Below are 19,650 nucleotides of genomic sequence, written 5' to 3'. Positions count from 1 at the left end.
GGCGGCTCCGGACAGGCCCCGGCAGGCTGGGTTCACACCACCCGTGTCGCCCCCGCGAACGGCATCTCGTCGATGGGGGCGATCCGTACCGGGGCCGACGGATTGGGGGCGTGGATCATCTGGCCGTTGCCGATGTAGATGCCGACGTGGCTGATGCCCGAGTAGAAGAACACCAGGTCGCCCGGCTGGAGTTCGGAGCGTGAGACCCGGCGGCCGGCGTTGATCTGGGCGTAGGTGGTGCGGGGGAGGGAGACGCCCGCCGAGCGGTAGGCGGCCTGGGCGAGTCCCGAGCAGTCGAAGGCGTTCGGGCCGGTGGCGCCCCAGACATAGGGGCTGCCGAGCTTGTCGTAGGCGTACGCGACGGCGGCCGCGGCCCGGGAGCCGGAGGCGACGGCCCCGCCCGGGGCCAGGGTGGTGCGGCTGCCGGAGGCCGAGCGGGAGGCGCGTGAGGGGTCGCCGGCCGCCGTGACCGCCGTCCGCTGCCGCGGTGAGAGCCGGTCCAGCAGCCGCCGGGCCTCCTCGAGCTTGGCGGTGACGGTGGTCTTCTGCCGTCTCAGCTCGGCCTGCCGGGACCGCAGCGAGGTCAGCTCGACATGGGCCGCGCCACGCAGCTGCTCGATCTCCCGGAGCTGTCGCCGCACCCGCGCCACCGCGCCGGCCTGCGCGGCACCGGCCCGTTCGGCGAACGCGGCGTCGTCCAGGTACCGGTCGGGATCGCTGGAGAGCGCCAGCTGCCAGGCCGGGTCGATACCGCCCGCGCGGTACTGGGCCGCCGCGGCCAGACCGAGCGCGTCCCGCGCGGAGTTGAGCTTCTCCTGCTTGCGGGCGGTCTCGTCCTGGAGGGCCCTGACCCGCCGCTGGGCCGTCTCGGCCTTCTCCTTCGCGCCGTCGTACTTCTCGGTGGCCGCCTCGGCCTCCTGGTACAGCTGGTCCACCTTCGCCTTCACCTGCGCCGGTGTCAGTTGCGGCTCGGCGTGTCCGGTCCCTTCGAAGCCCGTCGCGGTGGCCGCGCCCGCCAGGGCGAGGGTGACGGCCGTGCGGGCCGTAGTGCCGCTGAGCGAGCGCTGTCGGGGCTTGCGGTGCGCTGCCACCTGGACTGGTCACGTCCTCTCGTACGACCGCCGTGTCGCCCGTACAGGCGCCAGGGGAGCGCTTGACGGCCGCGGGTGCGGATCACGCGTCCGGCGGCGGCCCGCACAGGGGGAGCGGGCCGCCGCCGGACCTTCTCGGCGGTGGTGCCCGACTGCCGCCCCTGGCCCGGGCGGCGGTGGGGAGTCGGTCACCTGGGGGAGGACGCTAGGCCGGAGCGTGTCGGCTGGGTGACGTGATGCACGGTATTGGTGTGACCGGATCGGTACCCGACGGTATGTGACCGGGATTCCGGTCCGGAGCCGTCGGCTTAACAGGGTGGGATGACCGAAGCGGCGGATCCGGGGCGAGCGGGCGCGCGGGATGCTATGGGTCGCATATATGCGACCCCGCGCGGCGGACGGTGGCGGGTGCCGAGGGAGGGGCCGGTGCCCCGCGCCCCAGGGGACCCTGATTAGGCTCCGGGGCCATGGACGTACTCATCCATCTCTTCGTCGGCCTGCACATCATCGGCATCGCCGCGCTCCTCGGCGGTTTCCTCACCCAGGTGAAGGCGATGGGCCAGGGCACGGCCCGGTTCGCCCCCGGGATGCTGCACGGCGCGTTCACCATGCTCGCGACCGGCGTCATCCTGGTCGGCCTCAACGAGGCCGACGACCACCACGTCAACACCGTCAAGATCGGTGTGAAGCTGGCGCTGCTGATCGTGATCCTCGGGCTCGTCTACGTGAAACGGGACGACGAGAAGGTGGAGAAGGGCGCCTTCGGTCTGGTGGGTCTGCTGACCGTGGCGAACATCTTCATCGCCGTGCTGTGGACGTGACCCTCAGGAAGCCTTGAGCGCGGCGCGGGTGGCCGCCACCGCGCCGGCGGCCAGGCCGCCATCGCGACCCGCACCAGCACCCGCCCCGGCCACTCCGGCCAGGGCGTGCCCACCGCCGCCGCCGGCATCGCCGCGCCCGTCATCCCCGGCGAAATGCGCGCGGCCCGCGCCCGTCAGGCCGGCCGTACCACGCTGTGGATGATCGACTCGCCGCCGTAGTAGATCGACTCCTCCCGGACGTAGGCGCCGGGCTTGGGGGCGTGGATCATCATGCCGTTGCCGATGTAGACGCCGACATGGCTGACGTCGTCGTAGAAGAAGACCAAATCGCCGGGGAGGGCGTCGGCGAGGGGGACGGTGGTGCCGGCGTTCACCTGGTCGTACGTGGTGCGCGGCAGCGAGACGCCCGCGGCCTTCCAGGCGGCCTGGGAGAGGCCCGAGCAGTCGTAGGAGCCGGGGCCGGTGGCACCCCAGACGTACGGTTTGCCGATCTGCGCGCGGGCGAAGGCGATCGCCTTGGCGGCCTTCGTCCCGTAGGAGGAGTCGGAGGCGGAATCGGAGGCGGAGCCGGAGGACGAGGAGGAGCCGCCGGAGGAGGACGTCGACGAACCCCGCCGCGCGGCTTGCGCCTGCTGCCTCGCGAGCTCCGCCGCCTTGCGGGCCGCCTCGGCCTGCTGCTTCTTCTCGATCTCGGCCAGCCGCGCCTTCTCCTGGGCCGTCAGCTGCGACAGCAGCTCCCGCGCGGATGCCAGCTTCGTCTGGACGGTGCTCTTGGCGGTCCTGAGGTCGTCCTGGGTCTCGGTGAGCGTCTCCAGGCTCCTGGCGGCCTCCTGCCGCTTCGCCATGGTCGCGGACTGCTGGGTGGCGTAGTCGTCCACCGCGCCCTTCTGCCGCGAGGTCAGCCGGTTCATCAGCTGCGTCTGGTCGAAGTAGTCCTGCGGACTGTCCGCGAGCAGGAAGGTCGAGGTGTCGGGAGCGGCTGCCCCGGTCCGGTACTGGGCCGCGGCGAAGGAACCCAGCTCCTCACGCGCCTTGTTGAGCCGGTCCGTGCGTTCGGCCACGTCGTCGAGCAGGGTGTCGACCTGCTTGCGCTGCTTGCCGGTCCTCTCCTTGGCCGCGTTGTACTTCTCGGTCGCCGACTCCGCCTGCCGGTACAGGGCGTCGACCTTCTTCTCGACCTCCTCCAGGCTGGGCTTGCCGTCCTCGTGAGGTGCGGCGTTGGCCGTCTGGGAGAGCAGCGCCACGGAGGTGAGGGCGGCGGTGGCGAGGGCGGGGGTGCGTATGCCTGCTACGCGCGTTGCGGACGGACGCGACTTGCGGTGCGACGCCAACGGGGGCGACTCCTTCCATGCTCCGCCTACCGAGTTAGCTGTCGGGTTCGGGCGGGTGGTTCGGAAGGGTTGCCCTACGGTCCGTTCCCCGCGAGGGGGCGGGCCCGATTCACCCCGAGGTCGGTGTGGGTCCCCGGCTCCGGATGCGCGGCGGCACCCCGGACTCGGCGGAGGCCGTACGGCCCGGCGACGTTCGCCGGTGGGGGTCGTACGGCCTGCCCGGCACGCTAACCAACTCGTGTGCTCTGTGTGAAGGTTGATGTGCGATATGCCCGATACATTTTCGTGACCTTGGCGGTGCGGGCCGACGGGATCGGCTCATCGGTGCGGATATGGGGCGACTTGTCCGGGGCGGTGGGGTGGTCCGCGCCTCGACGGGAGGACGCGCGCCTGCTCACGGTGCGTGATCGCTGACCGTGAGGGGCTGGTTCTGGTGGGTGACGGGGGCGAGTTTCCGGGGCGGGGACCGGTTGTCGGTGGGGCGCCCTAGACTCGGAGAGCGATGAGCAGCCTCTTTGACGACAGCTTCCTGGCGAGCCTCCAGCCCCCGCACGGCCGCGAGGAGGAACCCCCGCCGCCCGAGGACGAGCACGTACCGGAACCGATTCCGGACGATCTGTTCGGCGGGCAGTTCGACGCGCCCCCGGACCGGGACGCCTACTACCGCGACGGCGCCGCCCGCCCGGCCCCGGACCCGGCCGCGCTCCTGGAAGGGCTGAACGAGAACCAGCGCGCCGCCGTCGTGCACGCCGGCTCCCCGCTGCTGATCGTGGCCGGCGCCGGTTCCGGCAAGACGCGCGTGCTCACCCATCGCATCGCGCACCTGCTCGGCGCGCGCCAGGTGCACCCGGGCCAGATCCTCGCGATCACCTTCACCAACAAGGCCGCGGGCGAGATGAAGGAGCGCGTCGAACACCTCGTCGGCCCGCGCGCGAACGCGATGTGGGTGATGACCTTCCACAGCGCCTGTGTGCGGATCCTGCGCAGGGAGAGCAAGAAGCTGGGCTTCACCTCCTCCTTCTCGATCTACGACGCCGCCGACTCCAAGCGTCTGATGGCCCTGGTCTGCCGTGACCTGGACCTCGACCCCAAGCGCTTCCCGCCGAAGTCCTTCAGCGCCCAGGTCAGCAACCTCAAGAACGAGCTGGTCGACGAGGAGGACTTCGCCGCCCGGGCGAGCGACGGCTTCGAGAAGACCCTCGCCCAGGCCTACGCCATGTACCAGTCGCGGCTGCGCGAGGCGAACGCCCTCGACTTCGACGACCTGATCATGACGACGGTCAACCTGCTGCGCGCCTTCCCGGACGTCGCCGAGCACTACCGCCGCCGCTTCCGGCACGTCCTGGTCGACGAGTACCAGGACACCAACCACGCCCAGTACGCGCTGGTGCGCGAGCTGGTCGGGACCTCGGCTCACCCCGTCGACGTGCCGCCGGGCGAGAGCGACCTGCCGCCCGCCGAACTGTGCGTGGTGGGCGACGCCGACCAGTCGATCTACGCCTTCCGGGGCGCGACGATCCGCAACATCCTCCAGTTCGAGGAGGACTACCCGAACGCGACGACGATCCTCCTGGAGCAGAACTACCGCTCCACGCAGACGATCCTGTCCGCCGCCAACGCGGTCATCGAGCGCAACGAGTCCCGCCGCCCGAAGAACCTGTGGACCAACGCGGGCGCGGGCGCGCAGATCACCGGTTACGTCGCCGACACCGAACACGACGAGGCACAGTTCGTCGCCGACGAGATAGACCGTCTGACGGACGCGGGCGAGGCGAAGGCCGGCGATGTCGCCGTCTTCTACCGCACCAACGCGCAGTCCCGTGTCTTCGAGGAGATCTTCATCCGCGTCGGCCTGCCCTACAAGGTCGTCGGCGGGGTCCGCTTCTACGAGCGCAAGGAGGTCCGGGACGTCCTGGCGTACCTGCGGGTGCTGGCCAACCCGGAGGACTCCGTCCCGCTGCGCCGGATCCTCAACGTCCCCAAGCGCGGTATCGGCGACCGGGCGGAGGCGATGATCGACGCCCTCGCCCAGCGCGAGAAGATCAGCTTCCCGCAGGCGCTCAGGCGCGTCGACGAGGCGTACGGCATGGCCGCGCGGTCGACCAACGCGGTCAAGCGGTTCAACACGCTGATGGAGGACCTCCGTACGGTCGTGGAGTCCGGCGCCGGACCGGCCACCGTCCTGGAGGCGATCCTGGAACGCACCGGCTATCTCGCCGAGTTGCAGGCCTCCACCGACCCGCAGGACGAGACCCGGATCGAGAACCTCCAGGAGCTGGCCTCCGTGGCGCTGGAGTTCGAGCAGGAGTCCGGGGCGGAGGAGGCGTCGGTCGGGCTGTCGGACTTCCTGGAGCGGGTGGCGCTGGTCGCCGACTCCGACCAGATCCCCGACGAGGACGAGGAGGGCTCCGGCGTCATCACCCTGATGACCCTGCACACCGCCAAGGGCCTGGAGTTCCCGGTGGTCTTCCTGACCGGCATGGAGGACGGCGTCTTCCCGCACATGCGCGCCCTCGGCCAGACCAAGGAGCTGGAGGAGGAGCGGCGCCTGGCGTACGTCGGCATCACGCGCGCGCGGGAGCGCCTCTACCTCACGCGCTCGGCGATGCGCAGTGCCTGGGGGCAGCCGTCGTACAACCCGCCCTCGCGCTTCCTGGAGGAGATCCCGGCCGGGTACCTGGAGTGGAAGCGGACCGGGGCGATGGCGCCGGTGTCCTCCGGGCCCGCGTCGGGCGTGGCGGCCTCGCTCTCCTCGACCCGCTCGCGCTCCTCGGCGTCCGGCGCTTCCGGCTTCGCCACCCGGCGGACCTCGGAGAAGCCGGTGGTCTCACTGGCCGTCGGCGACCGGGTCACCCACGACCAGTTCGGCCTCGGCACGGTCGTCGGAGTGAAGGGCACGGGCGGCAACGCGGAGGCGACGGTCGACTTCGGCGACACCAAGCCGAAGCGGCTGCTGCTGCGGTACGCGCCGGTCGAGAAGCTGTAGACGGACGGACGGGTCCCCGCCGTCGGCGGGGACCCACCGGACGATCAGGTGGGATCCAGCCCGTGGCTGCGCAGCCACGGCAGCGGGTCTATGGCGGAGCCTCCCGCGGGCCGGACCTCGAAGTGCAGATGCGGGCCGGTCGAGTTCCCGGAGTTCCCCGAGTACGCGACCGGATCTCCGGCCTTCACGGTCGTACCCGAGGCGACGCGGTACGAGGAGAGGTGGCAGTACCAGGTCTCCGTGCCGTCCTTCGCCGTCACTATCAGCATGTTGCCGTAGGCGCTGTTCCACTTGGTGGAGACCACACCGTCGGTCGCCGCCATGACGGTCGTGCCGTAGGAGACGGGGAAGTCGATGCCCGTGTGGACGGACATCCAGTTCACACCGGCTTGGCCGAAGTAGGCGCTGAGCCCCCGCTGAGTCACCGGGAGGGCGTACTTGGGGCGCAGCCGCTCCTTGCGGGCCGCCTCCGCCGCCGCCTTCTTCTTCTCGGCCTCCTGCTGCGTCTTGAGGTCGATGCGTTCCTGGGTCCGGCTGGCCCGGTCGGCGAAGTCGTCGGCGCCGGCCGAGAGCGTCCTCAGCTGGGCGTCCAGCTTGCTGTTGGCGGCGGACGGTTTCACGGACTGCGCGTCCGAGGCGGAGGCCGTGGTGTCCTGTCCGTCGCCGCCCGTCAGGGGCCCGACGGAGGCGGCCGCGATGCCGGCGACCCCCATCACGCAGGCCGAGGGCACGGCGACGGTCAGCAGTGCGGAGCGCTTGGGGGGCGTACGACGGCGGGAGCGAGTCCCCGCGCGAGCGCCGGCGCGTGTCGCGGCCGGAGCTGCCGGAGTGATCTCTTCCTGGTCCTCCAGGAGGGGCGTCACCGCGGGCAGTTCGCCGGTCGCGGCCGGCCCCCCGGCGTCCCCCGAGTCCTCTGTGAACTCCGCGAACTCCGCGAACTCGTCGTGGGGGACCGGCTCGAACATCTGGGTCGCCGACTGGTCGAAGGAGTCGGCGGGTTGCGGTTCGTGCCCGTGCTGGTGGCCCGGCTCCGCGGGCTGCGCCGGGGCACCGTCGGAGTTCCACTGCGTGGCGTCGTACGCGCCGGTGTCGAAGGTCTGGGTGCCCCACTCCCACTGCTGGGTCGCTCCCGCCATGGCCGGCTGGTCGTGCTGGAGCCAGGCGTTCGCGTCCCAGTGGCCGCTGCCGTCGCCGACCGTCCCCTGGACCGGCTGCGCCGCCTGTGGCGGGACGGCCCAGGTGGTGCTGTCGTAGGCGCCGGAGTCGTAGACGGCGTGGTGCTGGGCCGCGTAGGGGTCGTAGTTCAGCGTGTGGTCGCCGGTCGTCTGCCACTGGCCGGCGTCGTACGCGCCGGTGGCCTGGGCCTGGCCGGGGAGGTGCCCGAAGAGCGGGTCACTGTGGAACGAGGCGCCTGTGGTGGTGTGGTCGCCATACGTGGTGAAGTCGCCGTACTGGGCTTCCTGAGTGCCGTACGGCGCGTAGTGCGCCTGGCCGGCGTCGGAAGCCGGGGCCGGGGTGGTCATGGTCCCCGACGGGTGACGGTCGTTCACCAACTTCTCTTTCGCCTCGACAACAGGGGCTGCCAGAGCAGTGCGGCGACTGTACCCGGCGGTATACGGGCGCGACAATCTTCAACAGGTTTCGTGGTTTCGGGAAACGGGCATTCGGCCGTGTTTCGGGGGACGACGGGCGCGGGTTTGGCCTTGTGTTCGAGGAGTGTTCGAGATCTGGGAGGCCAAGTCGAGGGCGGCGGGCAGTGGTTGCCCGTCCGAACCGGCCCGAATGACCGACTCGCCCCACTCGCCCCACTCGCCCGCCTCGACCTGCTCGCCCGGTTCGTTCTCGGGCGGCATCGTCGGATCGTCCCTGTGGACGTCGTCGTGGACGCCCTCGTGGCCGTCGTCGGTTCGTCTGCGGTTCGTCGTCAGGCGACCGTCAGGCCGTCCGCGACCCGTTCCTGCGAGTGCGCCTGGTCCAGGGCCTGCCGGATGCCGGTCGCGACCGCCGGGTGGACCGGCAGGGCGAGATGGCCGATCCCGGTGACCTGCACGTTCGTCGCCATCAGGTCAGGGTGGTCGATCCGTGCCGTCTCGATCGGCTCCATCAGGGAGTCGAGGTCGCTCCAGAAGCTGACGAACCGGGTACGGCAGCCGGGCGCGGGCTGGGTCAGCTCCTCGATGACCTCCGAGCCGGGGCGCATCTGCCGCACGATCGGGTGCGCGTTTGCGAGCGGCACGACGCGGGTGCCGGAGTGCGGGGTGCCGAGCGTCACCACGGTGCGGACGCGGTAGTCGCCGCCGAGCCGCTGGACGTAGTAGCGGGCGATCAGGCCGCCGAGGCTGTGCCCGACGATGTCCACCTGGCGGCTGCCGGTGCGCTGGCAGATCTCCTCTATGTGCCGGCCCAGCAGACCGGCAGCGGTACGGATGTCACAGGTCAGCGGCGAGTAGTTGAGCGACTCGACGCGCTGGCCGCCGTGCTGGGCCAGGGTGCGGCGCAGCAGGACGAAGACCGAGCGGTTGTCGATGAACCCGTGCAACAGCACGACCGGAGGCGCCGACCGGACCGGCAGCAGCGCCGTGCCGTCCTGCGGTACCGGCTGCGCGGGAGAGCAGCGCTCCGGGGCGAGGCCGGTCGGATAGAGCAGCAGATGCCCGGCCAGGATCGCGGCTTCCAGTGCGGTCGACCTCAGGAGGGCCAGCGACAGGCCGGCGAGCCGGTCGGGAAGAAAACGACGGCAGAGCGGGAGAAAGGGCTCGAGTATCCCGGTGACCTTCATCGGCCGGCCTCCTGTCGGCGCGCGGAGGACCGCTCTGTCCCCCGCGTGCCCTTGTGGGAGGCCGGGCGAAGGCGGCGAGGGCGCGGCGACGGGCCGCGTCGCATGACCCTGTTGCCCCCGCGGACCACGCTGCGGCTCCCTGACGTGTCCCACTGTGTGTGATTTCCCCCTCGGTAACCTCCGCGAAACTGCCGGGTGCGGGATGCTGGAGATAACGTTCGTTCACTGGGGACGGGTGGCGGAACGCGTCAAATGTGCGGTACTTGTCGGTACGCACGCATGCTGGCGTGTTCGTTTCATGGTCATGGAGGCAGTGATGGGTGTGGCAGCCGGTCCGATTCGTGTGGTGGTGGCCAAACCGGGGCTCGACGGCCACGACCGCGGGGCCAAGGTCATCGCGCGGGCGTTGCGTGACGCGGGCATGGAGGTCATCTACACCGGGCTCCACCAGACGCCGGAGCAGATCGTCGACACGGCCATCCAGGAGGACGCCGACGCGATCGGCCTCTCCATTCTCTCCGGCGCCCACAACACCCTGTTCGCCGCGGTCATCGACCTCCTGCGGCAGCGTGACGCCGAGGAGATCCTCGTCTTCGGCGGCGGCATCATCCCCGAGGACGACATCGCCCCCCTCAAGGACAAGGGCGTCGCCGCGATCTTCACGCCGGGGGCGACGACGACGTCGATCGTGGAGTGGGTGCGGGAGAACGTCCGGCAGCCCTCGCAGGCGTAACCCGGCCTTCGCGTCACGTCGGGCCGACCCGGCGGACTCGGACCGGGCTCGGCGGCGCAGCCCCGGGAGCCGTCGCGGCACCGGACGCTCAGCTGCCGCCCGGCTCCAGTTCCGCCAGCATCACCGCCCGCAGCCGCAACGTCGTGGCGAGCCGCTGGAACGCCTCCGCCCAGTACCCGCCGGCACCCGGTGACGCGTCCTCCCCCTCGTCCGGCACCGCCAGCAACGCGTCCAGCCGGCCGGCCTCCGCGGGATCCAGGCAGCGTTCGGCCAGGCCCATCACCCCGCTGAAACTCCACGGATAACTCCCCGCGTCCCGCGCGATGTTCAGGGAGTCCACCACGGCCCGGCCGAGCGGCGCCGACCACGGTATGGCGCAGACCCCGAGCAACTGGAACGCCTCCGACAGGCCGTGCGCCGCGATGAACCCCGCCACCCACCCGGCCCGCTCCGCGGCTTCCAGGGTGCCCAGCAGCTTCGCGCGTTCGGCCAGGGAGACCGCGCCCGGACCGCCCGCCTCCGGCGCCGCGGGAACCCCGAGCAGCGCTCTCGCCCACGCGGCATCCCGCTGTCGTACGGCGGCCTGGCACCAGGCCGCGTGCAGCTCGCCCTGCCAGCCGTCCGCGACCGGGAGCGCCACGATCTCTTCCGGCGTACGGCCGCCGAGCCGTGCCTGCCAGGTGGCGAGCGGGGCCGCCTCCACCAACTGGCCCAGCCACCACGACCGTTCCCCGCGTCCGGTCGGGGGCTTCGCCACCACCCCGTCCCGCTCCATGCCCGGGTCGCACTCGGGCGGCGCCTCCACCGCGATCGCCGGGCCGTCCCCCGAGCGGTCGACGGCCACACAGGCCCCGGCCCGCACCGCCATGCGCCCCGCCAGCGCCGAGCCCGGCAGCGTGGACAGCAGCTCCGCCGCCGTCGTCCGCACGTTACGGCTCCGGTCCGACAGCGCCAGTTCCAGGAACGGCTCGTCCCCGGCGGCCAGTCCGGTGCGCAGCGAGTCGAGGAACATCAGCCGGTCCTCCGCCCGCTCCGTTGCCCAGGTCCCGGCCAGCAGCTCGCGCGCCGCCTCGGGGGTACGGGCCCGCAGCGCGGCCAGCAGAGCGACCCGCTCGGCGAACAATCCCTCCTGCCACAACTGCCCTATTCCGTCGGTGTCCTCGGGGCCGGGCAGGCTCGCGCCACCGCCCGGGGCCGCGCGCAGGGTGAACCGCCAGTCCTGGTTGAACTGGGCCAGCCACATCGCGCGCGGCCCCGCGAAGGCCAGCGCCGCGGGCCGCAGGTCGGTACGGCCCCGGGCCGCGTCCAGCAGCGCGGGCAGCGTCTGCGGGGGCGCGGCGAACCCGCGCGCGTTGGCCGCCGCGAGCCACTGGGGCAGCAGCTCCACGAGGTCGGGCGAGGTGCCCCGGCGACCGCCGGTCCCGGTGCCGGGGCGGTCGGACAGCAGCATCGCGAGCCTGCGCGCGGCCGCGGCGGGCAGCGCGGGGCGCGGATCCTCGGGAGCGGGTTCGGGGCGGTCCGCGGCCCGCGCGGGCCGCAGTCCGGCCCGTCGGCGTACGGTCGCCACGGCCGCCTCGTCCAGCAGGGCCACGGGAGCCTCCCGCCCGAGCCCGCCGGTCGCGGGCGGACGCCGGTCGGTGCCCAGCAGGGCCGTGGTGACGAGGTCTTCCCAGGCGGTCACGGCGTTTCCTCTCCGGAAGTCGGTCGCTTGGTGCGGGCCGGTCGGGTCAGCACAGCGGTACCGCCTCTCCGGTGTGCTCGGGCCAGGCCGTCAGGGGGGTGAAGCCGCGGTGGCCGCACTCGCCGAAGACCGTGACCGGGGCCCCGCCGGAGAGCGCGACCAGCCGCCACAGACCGGGCCGGGCGCGGGCGGCGGGAGAGAGGGGGAGCGCTCCTTCCCCTTCCACGTCGGCCAGTTGCCAGGAATCACCGTCCGGGACGGGCACCACCCGGCCCAGCGTCACCGGCACCGACTCCAGCCACGGGTCCGCCCGTAGCGCCTCTCCGTACCGGGCCGCCGCCCCGGCCGTCGTCAGGCCGGGCGGCCGTACCGGCAGGGGCGCGGGCGAGGTGAACCGCTCGCCCAGGGCCGCCCGGTGCTCACCCGCCCCCGGGTAGGCGGACAGCTCGGCCTCCAGGGCGAGACCGACCGGCAGCGCCAGCTCCGGGGCACGGCCGGCCGCCCCGTAGGAGAGGAGCAGCGCCGTACGGCCCGAGTCGGCGCCGTGCAGCCAGATCCGGCGGGTCGTCAGTTTCGCGTCCGCCGTGTCGTACTGGGCGAGGACCAGCCAGCGGTCACGCACCGGGGGGCCGTCCGCCGAGGCGGGCAGGCCGACGCGGGCCCGGACCGTGGCGGCGAGGCTCTCCGGGAGCCGGTCGCGGCGCAGCCAGCCCTGGTCGAGGAGGTGCAGCAGCGCGCACTCCTCCAGCAGCCGCACCGGCCAGCCGGGCCCGGAGGCCGGTATGGCACCCAACTCCCGCACCCGCGCGGCCAGCCCGGGTGCCTGGGCGTCGACCATGCGGGCCGCGGTCTCCTCCCAGAGTCCGTACCCCGTCTGCTCGGCCGGGGCCAGCCCGCCGCGGAGCAGGTCGGTCAGGCGCTGCTCCAGCTCCGTGGCGCCGGCCGTGACCCGCTCGGCACGCCGCTCCGCCCGCCGCCGGGCCGCCTCGGGATCAGCGGGGGCCGGGGAACTCCCCTCGCCCGTCGCCCGTTTGTCCTCCGCGCGCTTGCGCCGGCCCGCGATCCACTGCTCGGCCCAGTCCGGCGGCTCCGTCACCGTCGGCACCGTGTCGTCCTCGCCCGCCCACAGCAGGAGCAGCCCGAGGGCGTGTTTGCAGGGGAACTTCCGGCTGGGGCAACTGCACTTGTACGCGAGCCCCGCCGGGTCCGCCATGTCCACGATCGTCTGGTACGGCTTGCTTCCGCTGCCCTTGCACAGTCCCCATACGGTCCCCTCCTCACAACTCCCCGCCCCGGACCACGGCCCCGCCGCTCCGAGTTTGCTTCCCGCCTTGCGTGACGCGGCGTCAGGAGCCAGTGCCAGCACCTGGTCCGCACTCCAGCGCACCCCCTGCTGAGTCATGTCATCGAAGGTAGATCCCCCCACTGACAATCGACCCGATGGCCATGTTTGCGCAGGTCAGGGCGATTGTCAGTGGCGTGGTGCACGGTGGACACCAGATCCGAACCGGCCGAGCTGGAGGGGGCCTCAGCCATGACTGTGTCCGTGGAACCGACCGACCCGACGACCACCGAGAGTGCGCTGCGACCGCACGCCGAGCACGCCTTCGCCGCGGAACTCGCCGCGCTGGCCGCACAGGACGACCGGCCGCGCCCGGCCCGCTGGAAGATGTCGCCCTGGGCGGTGGCCACCTATCTCCTGGGCGGCGCTCTGCCGGACGGCACGGTGATCACACCGAAGTACGTCGGCCCCCGGCGTATCGTCGAGGTCGCCGTCACCACGCTCGCCACGGACCGCGCCCTGCTCCTGCTCGGCGTGCCCGGCACCGCCAAGACCTGGGTCTCCGAGCATCTGGCCGCCGCGGTCAGCGGTGACTCGACGCTGCTGGTGCAGGGCACGGCGGGCACCCCGGAGGAGGCGATCCGCTACGGCTGGAACTACGCCCAGCTGCTGGCCAACGGCCCGAGCCGGCGCGCGCTGGTGCCGAGCCCGGTCATGCGGGCCATGGCGGAGGGCATGACGGCGAGAGTCGAGGAGCTGACCCGGATCCCGGCCGATGTGCAGGACACGCTGATCACGATCCTGTCCGAGAAGACCCTGCCGATCCCGGAGCTGGGGCAGGAGGTCCAGGCGGTCCGCGGTTTCAACCTGATCGCGACCGCCAACGACCGCGACCGGGGTGTCAACGACCTCTCCAGCGCCCTGCGCCGCCGCTTCAACACCGTCGTTCTGCCGCTGCCGGAGAGTCCGGACGCCGAGGTCGACATCGTCGCGCGCCGCGTCGACCAGATCGGCCGCTCCCTGGACCTGCCCGCCGTGCCCGACGGCATCGAGGAGATCCGCCGGGTCGTCACCGTCTTCCGGGAGCTGCGCGACGGCATCACCACCGACGGCCGGACCAAGCTGAAGTCGCCGAGCGGGACGCTCTCCACGGCCGAGGCGATCTCCGTCGTCACCAGCGGACTCGCCCTGTCCGCCCACTTCGGGGACGGCGTGCTGCGGGCCGGCGACGTCGCGGCGGGCCTCCTCGGCGCGGTCGTCCGCGACCCGGCCGCCGACCGCGTCATCTGGCAGGAGTACCTGGAGACGGTCGTCCGCGAGCGCGACGGCTGGAAGGACTTCTACCGTGCCTGCCGGGAGGTGAGCGTATGAGCGGCTCCCCGCCGTCGCGGGGCGGGCCGCTGCTCCTGGGGGTACGGCACCACGGACCCGGTTCCGCCCGGGCGGTGGGGGCCGCCCTGGAAGCCGCCCGGCCGAAGACCGTACTGATCGAGGGGCCGCCCGAGGCCGACGCGCTGATCCCGCTGGCCGCCGACCCGCGGATGCGGCCCCCGGTGGCCCTCCTGGCACACGCCGTGGACGAGCCCGGCCGCTCGGCCTTCTGGCCGCTGGCCGACTTCAGTCCCGAGTGGGTGGCCATGCGCTGGGCCCTGGAGCACGACGTCCCGGTCCGCTTCATCGACCTGCCGGCCACCCACACGCTGGCGTGGGGGACGGCGGACGAGGAAGCGGCGGCGCCGGCCGACGTGGAGGACGGCGCGTCCGGGGCCGGCCGGCGGATGCGGGTCGATCCCCTCGCCGCCCTCGCCGAGGCCGCCGGTCACGACGACCCCGAGCGCTGGTGGGAGGATGTCGTCGAGCACCGGGGCGGGACCGGGGACGGCGAGCGGGGGGAACGGGACGCGCTCGCGCCGTTCACCGCGGTGGCGGAGGCGATGGAGGTGCTGCGGGAGACCCACGGGGCCGGTGGCCGGGACCGGGACCCGGTGCGCGAGGCATACATGAGGCTCCAACTGCGGGCGGCACAACGGCGGTTCGGCGAGGACGTCGCGGTGGTGTGCGGGGCGTGGCATGTGCCGGCGCTGCGCACGCGGAGCACCGTCGCGGCCGACCGGGGGCTGCTGAAGGGGCTGCCCAAGGTCAGGACGGACATGACCTGGGTGCCGTGGACCAACCGCCGGCTGGCGCGGTCGAGCGGATACGGCGCGGGCATCGACTCACCGGGCTGGTACGGACATCTGTTCCGCGCCGGGGACCGGCCGGTGGAGCGGTGGCTCGTCAAGGTCGCCGGACTGTTGCGCGAGGAGGACCGGATCGTCTCCTCGGCCCATGTCATCGAGGCGGTACGGCTGGCCGACACCCTCGCGGTGATGCGCGGCCGTCCCCTGCCCGGTCTGGGCGAGACCACCGACGCGGTGCGGGCGGTGCTCTGCGAGGGTTCGGACGTTCCGCTGGCGCTGGTCCACGACCGGCTGGTGGTCGGGGACGTGCTGGGGGAGGTGCCGCAGGCGGCGCCCGCGGTGCCGTTGCAGCGCGACCTGGCGCGGGAACAGCGTCACCTCAGGCTCAGGCCGGAGGCGTTGGAACGGGAGCTGGAGCTCGACCTGCGCAAGGAGATCGACTCCGGGCGCAGCCGGCTGCTGCACCGGCTGCGGCTGCTCGGCATCGGATGGGGCGAGCAGGCGCAGTCACGGGGGAGCACGGGGACGTTCCGGGAGACCTGGCGGCTGCGCTGGGAGCCGGAGCTGTCGGTGCGGGTCGCCGAGGCCGGGGTGTGGGGGACGACCGTCGAGGGCGCGGCGACGGCCAGGGCCGAGGCCGACGCGGCGCAGGCGACCGCCCTCGCCGGCGTCACCGCGCTCGCCGAACTCTGCCTGCTCGCCGGTCTGCCGGACGCACTGCCGGTGGTGATGCGGGCGCTCGCCGACCGGGCCGCGCTGGACACGGACGTCGGCCAGCTCGCCCAGGCCCTGCCGGCCCTGGTCCGCTCCCTGCGCTACGGCGACGTACGGGGGACCGACACCCGGGCGCTCGCCGAGGTGGCCGCGGGCCTCGCCGAGCGGGTCTTCGTGGGGCTCCCGCCGGCCTGCGCAGCCCTCGACCCGGACGCGGCGGAGGAGATGCGGGGCCATGTGGACGCGGTGCACACGGCGGTGGGACTGCTCGGGGAGCCCGGCACGGGGGCCGATCCCGACCGCCGTGATCTGCGGGGCCGCTGGCGGGCGGTGCTCCGCGCGCTGGCCGGCCGGGACACCGTGCCCGGAGTGCTGCGGGGGCGGGCGGTGCGGATCCTGCTGGACGAGGGAGAGCTGGAGCCGGCGGAGGCGGCCCGCCTGATGGGGCTGGTGCTCTCGCCGGGGACTCCGCCCGCGGACGCCGCCGCCTGGGTCGAGGGGTTCGTCGGGGGCGGCGGGGGCGGAATGCTGCTCGTCCACGACGAACGGCTGCTCGGCCTCGTCGACACCTGGCTCACCGGGGTGCCGGCGGACGCCTTCACGGACGTACTGCCCCTGCTGCGGCGGACGTTCTCGGCGTACGAGCCGGGGGTGCGCAGGACGATCGGCGAGTTGGTGCGCCGTGGGCCGGGAGCGCGGGCGGACGTGCCCGGGCAGGCCGGCGGGACACCGGGCTTCGGCGCCGAGGCGGACGAGGAGCGGGCCGCCGCCGTGCTGCCGGTGCTGCGGCTGCTGCTCGGACTCGACGGAACAGCACCGGACGACGATCTTGTGAGGGCGGGCAGATGACAGCAGAGGTGACGGGCGCCGGCACCGGCCTGGACGACACGGCGCGGGAACGGCTGCGGCGCTGGCGGCTGGTGCTCGGGGGCGAGGCCGCCGAGGGGACCGGATGCGCGCTGTCCGGGCGGGACGCGGCCATGGACGGCACGCTGGCCGCGCTCTACGGGAAGGGGGACAGAGCGCGGTCGGGGCGCGAGCGTTCGGCGGGTCTGGGAGCGTCGGCACCGTCGGTGGCGCGGTGGCTCGGGGACATCCGGACGTACTTCCCGTCCTCCGTCGTCCAGGTCATGCAGCGCGACGCCATCGACCGGCTGGGGCTGGCCGCGCTGCTGCTGGAGCCCGAGATGCTGGAGGCGGTGGAGGCCGACGTGCACCTGGTGGGCACGCTGCTCTCGCTCAACAAGGCGATGCCGGAGACGACCAGGGAGACGGCGCGGGCGGTCGTCCGCAAGGTCGTCGAGGACCTGGAGAAGCGGCTGGCCACCCGCACCCGGGCCACCCTCACCGGCGCCCTGGACCGCAGCGCCCGGATCAGCAGGCCGCGCCACCACGACATCGACTGGAACCGCACGATCGCGGCCAACCTCAAGCACTACCTGCCCGCTTACCGGACGATCGTGCCGGAGCGGCTCGTCGGGTACGGACGGGCGTCCCGGTCGGTGAAGAAGGAAGTGGTGCTCTGCATCGACCAGTCCGGGTCGATGGCGGCCTCGGTGGTGTACGCCTCGGTGTTCGGGGCGGTGCTGGCGTCCATGCGGTCCATCGACACCCGGCTCGTCGTCTTCGACACGGCCGTGGTCGACCTCACCGACCAGCTCGACGACCCGGTGGACGTCCTGTTCGGCACCCAGCTGGGCGGCGGTACGGACATCAACCGGGCGCTCGCGTACTGCCAGTCGCAGATCACCCGGCCGACCGAGACCGTCGTCGTGCTCATCAGCGACCTCTACGAGGGCGGCATACGCAACGAGATGCTGAAACGGGTCGCGGCGATGAAGGCCTCGGGGGTGCAGTTCGTGGCACTCCTCGCCCTGTCGGACGAGGGGGCGCCGGCCTACGACCGGGAGCACGCGGCCGCGCTCGCCGCGCTGGGGGCACCGGCGTTCGCCTGCACGCCCGATCTCTTCCCGGAGGTGATGGCCGCGGCGATCGAGAAGCGGCCGATTCCCGTCCCGGACACAGTGTGAAGGAGACCGCATCAAGTCAGAGAGGTCTTGTGAACCGGACATGCTTACCTGTCGGTAAGGGGGTACTTGCGCAACGCCGGGCCGGGCGTGCGAGGATCGACGCCCGCGTGGCGGTCCGTGGTCTCAACCCCGCGCGCCGCACCGCTCTTTCGCGTCCGCGTTCCGCCGTACCGGAGGATCCTGCCCGCCTTGACCTCGCCAGCCGTTCTGCCCGGTCCCGCCGAGCGCCCGTCGCGCACGGCGGCGGGGTGGCGCGCGCTGCAGCTGGCGCTGCTGGCCGGTGGACTGCTCGCCCTCAGCCTCCTCTGCGGAGGACGGGCACAGGCGGCCGAGGGAACGGCTGCGGTGCCGTCGACACCGACGTCGACGTCCCTGGTGAGCCGACTGGGTGTGGACAGGGTGCTCCCGGCCGGTGAGACGGCGCCGGACGAGAAGGCGACGCGCGCCCGGACGACGGATCACCAGCCGACGCCTCACCAGCACGCCGCCCGCACGACTGCCCGGCCCGCGGCGACTCCCGAGCCGTCCTCGGCCGCCACGGCACCAGTGACCCGCCCCGCACCTCCCGCCCCCGCGCCGCCCACCACGCCGGCGGCCCCGGTCGTGCGGGTCGTCCCGGTCGTGGGGGAAACGGTTCGCTCGGTGACCGACACCGTGACAGCCACCGTGACCACGGCCGTGACTCAGGGGCTCGGCGAGGTGGTCCGGCAGGTGTCGGAGCTGCCGGTGCAGCTGCCCTCGCTGCCCGGGCGGCTGCCCACGCTCCCGGAGCCGCCGGGTGGGTCCCCCGTCCTGCCGGTGCCGGTGCCGGTACAGCCCGTTGGGTCTGTCCCGGCGCCGGTCACCCCGGCGTCCGGCACCACGAAGGCGCGGCCCGCCGTGACGGAGGGCGGCCGGCAGCAGAGCGCCCCCGCGGGGAAGCCGGCGGCGACGGCGGTGCCGTACCGGCCGCGGGGCACCGCCTGCGCCCCCGCCTCCACGCCGTTCTCCGGGACGGCAGCGCACCAGCACCCCGGCGGTCACCGTGCCGCCCGCTCCATCGTCGGCCCGAGCCACCCCGCGCCCACCGGAGACCCGGACGGCGCGCTGGGGAAGTCCGCGGTCGACGGCGGTTCCTCCAGGCACGGTGACGCGTACGCCGTGACCTTCGCCGACCGGGCGCCGCTGCGGCTCGTGCCCGGTGCCGCCGCGCACGACGACGCGGCCGGGACCCGGGACAGGTACCGGGACATCCCCGTCTTCCCCGGCTAGGAGGACGGCCGGCCCACTCCCCGCCGCGGATCTGTCGTGCGGGGCGGAACAGGTCTGCCCGTCCGGAACCCCCTACCGCTCCGGGCGGCGATGTCCCCAGCCGCGCTTCCGGCCCACCGGAGGCACTCCCGGCTCCGCGGACGCGTGCCGCACGCGCCGGAGCCCCGAAGGACTGACGCACGCATGAACAAGAACATCAGCAGTTCCCTCGCCGTAGCCATGGAGATCGCAGCGGCCGACGACGCCGTACGCCGCCCGGACACCTGCCGGGTGGCCGGGATACGCGCGGCGCAGGCCATCCAGGGCGCCCGGGCCGCCCGGGCCGCCCGGGCCACGGCCAAGGCCCAGGCCACCGCCAGGGCGCACGCCCAGGCCCTGCAGCGACGGGCGGTCACCATGCTCGGCACCGGCACCACCCCGCAGACCAGGTCCTACTCCCTCTGACTCCCTCTGCCCCCTGACTCCGCGGGGTGGCCCGGGGGTGGGTGGCCGAACACCGTCGGTTCGCCCCCGCCGGGACCCGCGGTCCGGGCCGGGCGCTCCCCGTGGGGTGGGGAGCGGCGGTCCACCCCGGAGGCGCGCAGCCTCCGGGCGGAGGCCTCACCGGGCCGGCCCCAGCCCGGTGAGGCCTCGCACGACGTCCCCAAGACGGCACGCCGTGCCACCAGAACCCCCGATACCCGGCATCATGTGACAGGTATCACCGCTCAGGTGTGACCCCTGATTTAGAGACCCCCCGCGAGCGGCGATAATCTGCGAGACGGACATGCC

General features: G+C 73.2%; 14 protein-coding genes and 1 riboswitch. Of the genes, 8 read left to right on the top strand and 6 right to left on the bottom strand.

Going from position 1 to position 19,650, the window contains the following annotated elements; translation table 11 throughout:
• Positions 1-32 precede the first annotated feature (32 nt).
• Positions 33-1,091 (bottom strand): C40 family peptidase, encoded by a 1,059-nt coding sequence (locus ACZ4O3_RS30410; protein ID WP_467725269.1) that lies wholly within the window; start codon positions 1,089-1,091, stop codon positions 33-35.
• 467 nt (positions 1,092-1,558) lie between these two features.
• On the opposite strand from ACZ4O3_RS30410, the gene ACZ4O3_RS30405 reads away from it, so the two are divergent.
• Positions 1,559-1,912, top strand: coding sequence for a hypothetical protein (locus tag ACZ4O3_RS30405; protein WP_467725267.1), 354 nt, complete (start codon positions 1,559-1,561; stop codon positions 1,910-1,912).
• A gap of 173 nt (positions 1,913-2,085) precedes the next feature.
• Here the strand turns inward: ACZ4O3_RS30405 and ACZ4O3_RS30400 are convergent, their stop codons facing one another.
• Positions 2,086-3,243 carry a C40 family peptidase gene (locus ACZ4O3_RS30400; RefSeq protein ID WP_467725265.1) on the bottom strand — a complete coding sequence of 386 codons (1,158 nt, stop codon included), beginning with the start codon at positions 3,241-3,243 and terminating at the stop codon, positions 2,086-2,088.
• An 8-nt stretch (positions 3,244-3,251) separates the two neighbouring features.
• Positions 3,252-3,423: riboswitch (cyclic di-AMP (ydaO/yuaA leader) on the bottom strand.
• A 322-nt stretch (positions 3,424-3,745) separates the two neighbouring features.
• Between ACZ4O3_RS30400 and pcrA the strand changes: the two genes are divergently transcribed.
• Positions 3,746-6,229, top strand: a complete 2,484-nt coding sequence (gene pcrA, locus ACZ4O3_RS30395; protein WP_467725264.1) for a DNA helicase PcrA — start codon at positions 3,746-3,748, stop codon at positions 6,227-6,229.
• 44 nt (positions 6,230-6,273) lie between these two features.
• On the opposite strand, the gene ACZ4O3_RS30390 is transcribed toward pcrA, so the two are convergent.
• Together ACZ4O3_RS30390 and ACZ4O3_RS30385 are read right to left on the bottom strand one after the other, a co-directional pair.
• On the bottom strand, positions 6,274-7,779 hold the full coding sequence (locus ACZ4O3_RS30390) for a M23 family metallopeptidase (protein ID WP_467725263.1): 1,506 nt from the start codon (positions 7,777-7,779) through the stop codon (positions 6,274-6,276).
• Between the two features lie 374 nt (positions 7,780-8,153).
• Positions 8,154-9,008: an esterase/lipase family protein gene (locus ACZ4O3_RS30385; RefSeq protein ID WP_467725262.1), complete on the bottom strand. Its 855-nt coding sequence runs from the start codon at positions 9,006-9,008 to the stop codon at positions 8,154-8,156.
• A gap of 316 nt (positions 9,009-9,324) precedes the next feature.
• Between ACZ4O3_RS30385 and ACZ4O3_RS30380 the strand changes: the two genes are divergently transcribed.
• Entirely contained in the window at positions 9,325-9,741 is a 417-nt protein-coding gene (locus ACZ4O3_RS30380) for a cobalamin B12-binding domain-containing protein (protein ID WP_467725260.1), read from the top strand.
• 88 nt (positions 9,742-9,829) lie between these two features.
• Here the strand turns inward: ACZ4O3_RS30380 and ACZ4O3_RS30375 are convergent, their stop codons facing one another.
• Positions 9,830-11,422: a DUF5691 domain-containing protein gene (locus tag ACZ4O3_RS30375; RefSeq protein ID WP_467725258.1), complete on the bottom strand. Its 1,593-nt coding sequence runs from the start codon at positions 11,420-11,422 to the stop codon at positions 9,830-9,832.
• Between the two features lie 46 nt (positions 11,423-11,468).
• Positions 11,469-12,824, bottom strand: a complete 1,356-nt coding sequence (locus tag ACZ4O3_RS30370; protein WP_467725256.1) for an SWIM zinc finger family protein — start codon at positions 12,822-12,824, stop codon at positions 11,469-11,471.
• Positions 12,825-12,956: 132 nt separating this feature from the next.
• On the opposite strand from ACZ4O3_RS30370, the gene ACZ4O3_RS30365 reads away from it, so the two are divergent.
• The 5 genes from ACZ4O3_RS30365 to ACZ4O3_RS30345 all read left to right on the top strand — a co-directional run bounded on the left by ACZ4O3_RS30365 (position 12,957) and on the right by ACZ4O3_RS30345 (position 19,323).
• Entirely contained in the window at positions 12,957-14,075 is a 1,119-nt protein-coding gene (locus ACZ4O3_RS30365; RefSeq protein WP_384989397.1) for an ATP-binding protein, read from the top strand.
• Positions 14,072-16,447 carry a DUF5682 family protein gene (locus ACZ4O3_RS30360; protein ID WP_467725254.1) on the top strand — a complete coding sequence of 792 codons (2,376 nt, stop codon included), beginning with the start codon at positions 14,072-14,074 and terminating at the stop codon, positions 16,445-16,447. Before ACZ4O3_RS30365 ends, ACZ4O3_RS30360 begins: the two co-directional genes overlap by 4 nt.
• A complete protein-coding gene (locus ACZ4O3_RS30355) occupies positions 16,444-17,628 on the top strand; it encodes a VWA domain-containing protein (RefSeq protein WP_467725252.1) in 1,185 nt (394 codons plus the stop codon). The genes ACZ4O3_RS30360 and ACZ4O3_RS30355 overlap by 4 nt, the downstream gene beginning before the upstream one ends.
• Positions 17,629-17,817: 189 nt before the next feature.
• On the top strand, positions 17,818-18,879 hold the full coding sequence (locus ACZ4O3_RS30350) for a hypothetical protein (RefSeq protein ID WP_467725250.1): 1,062 nt from the start codon (positions 17,818-17,820) through the stop codon (positions 18,877-18,879).
• A 183-nt stretch (positions 18,880-19,062) separates the two neighbouring features.
• Entirely contained in the window at positions 19,063-19,323 is a 261-nt protein-coding gene (locus tag ACZ4O3_RS30345) for a hypothetical protein (RefSeq protein WP_467725248.1), read from the top strand.
• The last annotated feature ends 327 nt before the right edge of the window (positions 19,324-19,650 follow it).

This window comes from Streptomyces sp. NPDC026515, from assembly GCF_055567595.1.
This window is presented reverse-complemented; position numbering and strand designations above follow the sequence as displayed.

Bases quoted from the DNA above. Each gene is read 5' to 3' on its own strand.
- ACZ4O3_RS30405 (WP_467725267.1), top strand. From the start codon at position 1,559: ATGGACGTACTCATCCATCTCTTCGTCGGCCTGCACATCATCGGCATC.
- pcrA (WP_467725264.1), top strand. From the start codon at position 3,746: ATGAGCAGCCTCTTTGACGACAGCTTCCTGGCGAGCCTCCAGCCCCCG.
- ACZ4O3_RS30385 (WP_467725262.1), bottom strand. From the start codon at position 9,008: ATGAAGGTCACCGGGATACTCGAGCCCTTTCTCCCGCTCTGCCGTCGT.
- ACZ4O3_RS30380 (WP_467725260.1), top strand. From the start codon at position 9,325: ATGGGTGTGGCAGCCGGTCCGATTCGTGTGGTGGTGGCCAAACCGGGG.
- ACZ4O3_RS30370 (WP_467725256.1), bottom strand. From the start codon at position 12,824: ATGACTCAGCAGGGGGTGCGCTGGAGTGCGGACCAGGTGCTGGCACTG.
- ACZ4O3_RS30365 (WP_384989397.1), top strand. From the start codon at position 12,957: ATGACTGTGTCCGTGGAACCGACCGACCCGACGACCACCGAGAGTGCG.
- ACZ4O3_RS30360 (WP_467725254.1), top strand. From the start codon at position 14,072: ATGAGCGGCTCCCCGCCGTCGCGGGGCGGGCCGCTGCTCCTGGGGGTA.
- ACZ4O3_RS30355 (WP_467725252.1), top strand. From the start codon at position 16,444: ATGACAGCAGAGGTGACGGGCGCCGGCACCGGCCTGGACGACACGGCG.
- ACZ4O3_RS30345 (WP_467725248.1), top strand. From the start codon at position 19,063: ATGAACAAGAACATCAGCAGTTCCCTCGCCGTAGCCATGGAGATCGCA.